This window comes from Mycolicibacter sinensis, assembly GCF_001673565.1.
Classification (GTDB): domain Bacteria; phylum Actinomycetota; class Actinomycetes; order Mycobacteriales; family Mycobacteriaceae; genus Mycobacterium; species Mycobacterium sinense_C.
This window is the reverse complement of sequence record NZ_LZMF01000098.1, coordinates 1-6,469: the sequence shown is the minus strand read 5'-3', so window position 1 is coordinate 6,469 and position 6,469 is coordinate 1. Positions and strand designations below refer to the sequence as shown.

The following is a 6,469-nucleotide window of genomic DNA, read 5'->3' as shown; positions in this document are numbered from 1 at the left end:
CGGGCGCAGCGCGAGCAGATGCCTTGACGCGTGCGATAATGCGCCGGTAAGGCAACGACGGTGCAGGAAGCCGGTGTAAATCCGGCACGGTCCCGCCACTGTGATCGGGGAGCGACCCTCAACAGCCACGGCTCTTTGCGGAGTTGGAAGGCGAGGCGAGCGTTGATCCGAGAGTCAGGACACTCACGTCGTCGCATCCTGCGACCCGGGGCGGTGTACCCCGAGAGAGCTGATCACTTTGACCGCGCCTATCTGGGTGGCGTCGCCTCCTGAGATCCATTCGTCCCTGTTGTCCGCCGGTCCCGGTGCCGGCCCGCTGCTTGCCTCCGCGGCGGCTTGGACCTCGTTATCCGTTGAGTACGCGGCGATCGCCGACGAACTGACCACACTGTTGGCCGCTGTCCAGGCCGGCGCGTGGCAGGGCCCGTCGGCAGAGTCGTTCATGGCCGCCAACGCGCCGTACCTGGCGTGGTTGGTGCGCGCCGGGGGTGATGCGGCCGCTACCGCCGTCCAGCAGCAGACCGCGGCCGCCGCCTACAGCAGCGCACTGGCAGCGATGCCGACGATGGCCGAACTGGCGGCCAACCACGTCACCCACGCGGTGCTGGTGGGCACCAATTTCTTTGGCGTCAACACGATTCCGATCGCGCTGAACGAAGCCGACTACGCCCGGATGTGGGCGCAGGCCGCCACCGTGATGACCGCCTACCAGGCGACAGCGGCCACCGCGGTGGCATCGACGCCGCAGACCGAACCGGCGCCCGCGGTGCTCAAGACGGCGGGAAGCGCCGATGCGACTCCGCCCCAGCCGCCGCAGTGGTTCCTCGACTTCGCGAAATGGCTCGAAGGACTCGTCCCCAGCCCGCCTTATCCCGACAGCGGCCAATACCCGCTGTATGCGGAGTTGTTGGCGTTCTTCGAGAAGATCGGGTTCACCGACATCGCCGACCCGCTGGCCCAGTGGTTCGCCAGCCTCTCCGGATCGTCGTGGCTGCCGCCGGCCGGGGTACCGGGATCGTGGTTGGGCTGGACCGGCAATCCGCTGAGCTACCTCAATCCGGCGTACCTGGCCTACATCCTGTCGGTGCCGCTGGATCCGGGTTCCTACATCGCGTTCACCAGCATCGTGATCATCGACGACCTGCTGGCGATCATGTACACGGCCCTGTTCAACCCGCAGGGCCTCGGTCTGGTCATACCGTTGGCGATGGTCGAGATCGTCGGCGCCACAATCGGTAACACGGTCCAGGCGCTCAACTACCTGGTCACCCAGACGGTGCTGATCCCGGCGCTGCTGCCGGTGCTGGCCGGCTCGGCCGTGCTGGCTCCGGCGGGGGTGCTCGGCGGCCTGGGGATCGGGGCGATGGCGCACCACCTGGCTGCCGCGGTCCCGCCGCCCCCGGCTCCGCCGCCCTCACCCGCACTGGCGATGGCCCAGCCGCCGGCGCCGGCGCCGGCCCCCGCGCCGGCTCCGGCTCCGGCTCCGGCGCCCGCCCCGGCGCCGGCTGCGACAGCCGCTCCGCCGCCCGGCGCCCCGCCGCCGACACCTGCGGGCCCGCCGTCGGTGACCATGCCGGCCTACATGTACCTGGTCGGCGGCCTGGACATGGGTGCGCGACGGGCCTCGGGGACCAGCGCCCGCAAGAAGGCGGCGCCGAAACCGGACAGCGCCGACATTCCGGCAGCCGAGGCGGCGGAACAGGCTGCGCCCCAACGGCGCCGGCGCAAGGCGAAGGTCGGCATGCTGGGGCGCGGGCACGAGTACATGGATCTCGAGCCCGAGCCGGCTATGGCGACTGCTTCGCAGCGGGGCGCCGGCGGCTTCGCCGGCGGATCGCACCGGGTGGCCGGCGCTCGCCCGGCCGGACTGACCGCGCTGGCCGACGACGGGTTCGGCGGCGGCGCGGTCAGCCCGATGATGCCCAACACCTGGCCGGGTGACCCGGGTTAGCCGCCGCAGCGAATCCGATTCCCGCTGCGGTCCAACGGATCCGGGCCCAGGCTCAGATACTTGTCCCGCAGCTTGTCCCACAGCTCGAGCTGGCCCCACTCGGGCTCCTCGCGCATCTGCTGGTCGTTGGTGAGGAACGGGTTCGGCAGCATCAACGTCATCATCTGCTCATCGCGGCCGTTGTAGAGCCGCACCCCCCACGACATCGGGTTGCCGTCCTTGCCGATCCGCCGGTACAGCTCGGCGCGGGTGCAGCGGCGAATCCGGCCCAGCTCCGAGCCGCTGGCCCGGTGTTTGCCGATGCACAGGTGGAAGTGCCAGCGGCCGAAATCGACAGTGGCATAACCGTCGAGCATCGCGATCTTGCGCGGTGCGTTGGGAGCGGCCACCTCCCAGGCGGCGCCCTGCATGATGATGCCGAACCAGATCTCGTCCCAGTACTCGTCGAAGCACAGGTGCAGCAGATCCAGCAGACTCTGCTGATCGGTGGGCAGCGGCCACAGTTGTTCGCGGCCACGGTCTTCGGTGTCGACGATCGGCGGATCGGCGACGATGGTGGTCTCGGTCATGGCGATACCTTTCTGTTCTTGGTGAGTTCGGGTTTACGGGTGAGGGCGCAGTCGCCGCACAGCCCGCCGGCGGGCGTGCGGTAGAACAGGCAGCAGGTGGTGCGCCGGTAGTCGGTGCCGGAGCCGTTGAAACGGATGGTGTCGGCGAGTCGTTCGTCGTCGCATATCCTGCGGGCGAGGTCCCAACCCGGCTCGGTTCCCAGGGCCCGGGCGGCCCCCAGCGCGGCGGAGGCGGCGTTGCCGCGCAGCAGGCGCTCCGAGATGGGGCTCAGCTCGTGCACCGCGCCGACCAGCGGCTCCAAGTGCCGGCCCAGGACCAGGTCGGCCAGCAGCGTTTCCGGGCAGTCTCCCTGCCACGCCACCGGATTCGGCAGGTGCAGCCGGACTGTTCCGTCGGATTCGGCGTACCAGAGCTCGTCGGGGGACAGATCCAGCAGCAGCCCGTGCTCGGCGAGCGCGCCCAGCCCGATCGACCACAGTCGCGCGGCGAACCCGAGGAAGAACGTCGAGACCGCAACCCGGAGATCCGGTGCCCCGATCCGGTCCCGGACATTGCCGATCGCCGCGGTGAGCAGCGTCTGATCGGTGTAGAGCTGGGTGACCGGGCGCCAGCCGGCGCCTGTTGCGGGACCGGTGGACACCGCGAAATACGGGCTGACCATGGACAACTCGTGCAGCGCCGAAACGACCTGCTCCGTGGGCGCACAGCGCTGCGGGCTTGCCGGCAGGGTTCGCAGCAAGTGCGGCAGGTCGCGCAACGCGGCGGTCTTGGCCGCGCTCGTCGAGCGCAGCCTGATCGCCCCGGGATCGGTTGCGCTGACCAGGATTTCGGCGGGTTCGGCGACGTCCCAGCCTTCCCTGGACAGCACCCGAATCAGCGCGGCCCGCAACGGCTCCGGAGCGTCGATGCGGGCGGCCCGGCACGCACCGCCTTCGGTGCCGAAGGCGAACATGCCGCTGGCCGGGTCGAAGCGCAGGGTGTCGGTGTCGAACATCGCCCCGATACGTCCCGACAGCATCAGTTCCTCGCCGACGGTGTCCACCAGCGTGCCCGCCGGATCCAGCAGCCACACCCGGTCGGCCACCCGCAGCGCCAATTCCAGGTCGTGGGTGCTCAGCACCACGGCGAGCTGCTGGTCACGGGCCAGCTCGCGCAGCAGCCCGAACAGCCCGGCCCGCGAGGACACGTCTAAGAACGCGGTCGGCTCGTCGAGCACCAGCAGGCCGGGCTGTTGAGCCAGTGCACGCGCGGTCAGGACACGCTGGCGTTCCCCGTCGGACAGTTCGACTGCCGGCCGCGAGGCCAGATGCCGGGCGCCGGTCGCGGCCAGCGCCCAGTCGATGATCTCGTCGTCCTCGGGGCGCAGCCGGGCGCCCAACCCCAGGTGCGGGATGCGGCCCAGCCCCACCAGCGCCCGCGCTGACAGCAGGCCCGGGTCGATCCGCTCGGTCAACACCACCGCGACCCGGCGGGCCAGCTCGTCGCGCGACAACCCGGTCAGGTCGGCGCCGTCGAGCAGCACCCTGCCGCCGAGTGCCGGCTGCAGCCCGGCCAGCGTGCGGATCAGGGTCGACTTGCCGGCGCCGTTGGGGCCGATCAGCACGGTCAGCTCACCGCGACGGGCCTGCGCTGCCAGTCCGGTTGCCACGGTGGTGGATCGGCGCCGGTTGCGGTAGCCGATTGCCAGGTCGGCCAGCTCAACCGCGGGGGACGGCATGAGGTCCGGTGTCATGCGGCGGTCCCAGCTTCGCCTCTCCTCCGTCGAGCCTCGCTGAACCGCGGGGATCATGCGGCGGTCCCAGCTTCGCCTCTCCTCCGTCGAGCCTCGCTGAACCGCCGGGTTCATGACGGCATCCCCGAGCCGCGGCGGGCCCGCAGCAGCACCGTGATCACGACCGGCGCTCCCACCAGCGCGGTGACGGCATTGACGGGGATGACCAGGTTGCTGCCGGGCACCTGGCTGACGATGCCGCACGCCAGCGCGGCGACCGCACCCAGCAACACCACCGTCGGCAGCACCACGCGGTGGTCGGAGGTGCTGACGGCGATGCGGGCCACGTGCGGCACCACCAGGCCGAGGAAGGCGATCGGCCCGCAGAACGCGGTCGTCACGCCCGCCAGCAACGACGCCGAGGCGACCGTGACGATGCGGGCGCGATGCACGTTGATTCCCATTGTGGCCGCGTAACTTTCGCCGAGCAGCAGGGCGTTGAGCGGCCGGATCGTCATCGCCGCGGTAACCAGACCGACGGCCACCAGCGGCAGCAGCAACCGCAGGTCGGCCCAGCCGGTGCCGGCGAAGCTGCCCAGGCCCCACAGCAGGTACTGCTGCACCCGCTGCGGGTCGGAATACACCAGCGCCAGACTCACCAGTGCGGTGCTGGCCGCGCCGATCATCACTCCGATCAGCAGCAGCGTCGCCGCCGAGCGGGTCCAGCGTGACAGCACCAGCACCAACGTCAGCATCGCCGCGGCGCCCAGCGCTGCCGCGGTGACCTCCCCGGCGCGGCTGGCGCCGGCGGTGCTGAAACCCGCCGCACCGCCGGCCAGCACCACCAGCGCCACCCCCAGGCTGGCCCCGGAGCTGACCCCGAGGATGTAGGGGTCGGCCAGGGTGTTGCGGAAGAGGGTCTGCAGCTGCAGGCCGGCGACCCCGAGTGCGGCACCGGCGGCCAGCGCGGTGAGCACCCGCGGCAACCGCATGTTCGTCACGATCACCTGCCAGCGCGGGTCCGACGGTTCGGCGCCGAACAGCACCCGGACGGTGTCGGCCAGCGGCACCCGCACCGGGCCGAGCGCCAGACCGAGCAGGGCCAGCACCACGACGGCGGCGGCCAGCCCGGCCAGCACCAGTGTCGTACGCGCCTTCATCGGTGCACCTGCCGGTAGAACTCGAAAGTGTGGTTCGGGGCCTGCTCCGAGTGCAGGATCGCGACCAGGTCGGCCAGCAGCAGATCCGGTCTGGCGGTGCCGCGTTCCCAGTAGGTGTTGCCCCCCGCTGGGGTGATCGCCTTGGTGGCCGACCACACCTGCCCGGTGCGCACCGCGGTCAATTCGCCGTACCGGCTGTCCCGCGCCACCGCGTCGTCGACCGTTTTCCAGTCGTCGGTGACCAGCCATAGCGGCGCGCTTCCCGCGCGGGCGTAGACCGATTCGAAATTCAACTGCCGGTTCTCGGCGCCGCCGTCGGTCAGCCAGGGGTAGGTGCCGCCGGCGTCGGCGACCAGACGGCCGGCGTAGCTGGCCCCGGTGGGCATGGACCAGCTGCCCGAATACATGGTGCCGACCAACACGTCGACGGGCTTGGCCCGCGCGGCCTGCGCGGCCAGTGCGCGGTAGCGGTCGCGGATGGACTCATACACCTGCGCGGCCTGCCGTTCGGTGCCGGTCAGCGCGGCGAACACCTTGATCCATTCGGCCCGGCCCAGCGGGGTGGGCTCCAGCCATTCGGCGTCGGCGAGCACCGGGATGCCGGCCTGGCGCAGCTTGGGATGCCCGGGGTCGTCCATCCCCTCGGTGACCAGCACGTCGGGTCCGGCGGCCAGCACGGTTTCGATATTGACCTGCCCGCCCGGGGCGTAGCCGACGGTTTCGTCGGCGTCGATGCGCTTGCGGATCTGCGGGTCGGCCACCGCGGCGGGGTTCGCCACCCCGGTGACCACCCCGGCCCGGTCGAGCTCGGTGATCATCGCCAGATGCGTCGTCGAACCCGAGTACAGGCTGTGCACCGGGACGGTGATCTGTTGGGCGCGGGCCAGTTCGCCGGTCAGCGCCGGGGCCGGGGCACCGCAGCGCACCAAGACATACGAGACCGGTTTGCCGCCGAGGTAGGGCCGGTGCACGGTCAGCACCTGGTAGCTGCTGTGGTAGTCGAGGCGGAAGTTGGTGGCCTCGGACAGCGTCGATTTGTCCGGAAAGTAGTCGGTGTGCGGGTCGAAGTCGGTGATG

5 protein-coding genes and 1 riboswitch are annotated in these 6,469 nt (G+C 70.8%); of the genes, 1 reads left to right on the top strand and 4 read right to left on the bottom strand.

Annotated features, from left to right (window positions below; all coding sequences use genetic code 11):
- Positions 1 to 21 precede the first annotated feature (21 nt).
- Positions 22 to 205: riboswitch (cobalamin riboswitch) on the top strand.
- Between the two features lie 33 nt (positions 206 to 238).
- Positions 239 to 1,951 (top strand): PPE family protein, encoded by a 1,713-nt coding sequence (locus tag A5648_RS14725; RefSeq protein ID WP_065025265.1) that lies wholly within the window; start codon positions 239 to 241, stop codon positions 1,949 to 1,951.
- On the opposite strand, the gene A5648_RS14720 is transcribed toward A5648_RS14725, so the two are convergent.
- The 4 genes from A5648_RS14720 to A5648_RS14705 all read right to left on the bottom strand — a co-directional run bounded on the left by A5648_RS14720 (position 1,948) and on the right by A5648_RS14705 (position 6,468).
- Positions 1,948 to 2,520, bottom strand: a complete 573-nt coding sequence (locus A5648_RS14720; protein WP_065025264.1) for a DUF7676 family protein — start codon at positions 2,518 to 2,520, stop codon at positions 1,948 to 1,950. The genes A5648_RS14725 and A5648_RS14720 overlap by 4 nt on opposite strands.
- Positions 2,517 to 4,253, bottom strand: coding sequence for an ATP-binding cassette domain-containing protein (locus A5648_RS14715; RefSeq protein WP_234787436.1), 1,737 nt, complete (start codon positions 4,251 to 4,253; stop codon positions 2,517 to 2,519). The genes A5648_RS14720 and A5648_RS14715 overlap by 4 nt, the downstream gene beginning before the upstream one ends.
- Positions 4,254 to 4,363: 110 nt before the next feature.
- Positions 4,364 to 5,392, bottom strand: coding sequence for a FecCD family ABC transporter permease (locus A5648_RS14710; protein WP_065025263.1), 1,029 nt, complete (start codon positions 5,390 to 5,392; stop codon positions 4,364 to 4,366).
- Positions 5,389 to 6,468, bottom strand: coding sequence for an ABC transporter substrate-binding protein (locus A5648_RS14705; protein ID WP_082966511.1), 1,080 nt, complete (start codon positions 6,466 to 6,468; stop codon positions 5,389 to 5,391). The genes A5648_RS14710 and A5648_RS14705 overlap by 4 nt, the downstream gene beginning before the upstream one ends.
- Between the last annotated feature and the right edge of the window lies 1 nt (position 6,469).

Coding starts and splice junctions, on each gene's coding strand:
- A5648_RS14710 (WP_065025263.1), bottom strand. CDS start 5,392: ATGAAGGCGCGTACGACACTGGTGCTGGCCGGGCTGGCCGCCGCCGTC.
- A5648_RS14715 (WP_234787436.1), bottom strand. CDS start 4,253: ATGACACCGGACCTCATGCCGTCCCCCGCGGTTGAGCTGGCCGACCTG.
- A5648_RS14720 (WP_065025264.1), bottom strand. CDS start 2,520: ATGACCGAGACCACCATCGTCGCCGATCCGCCGATCGTCGACACCGAA.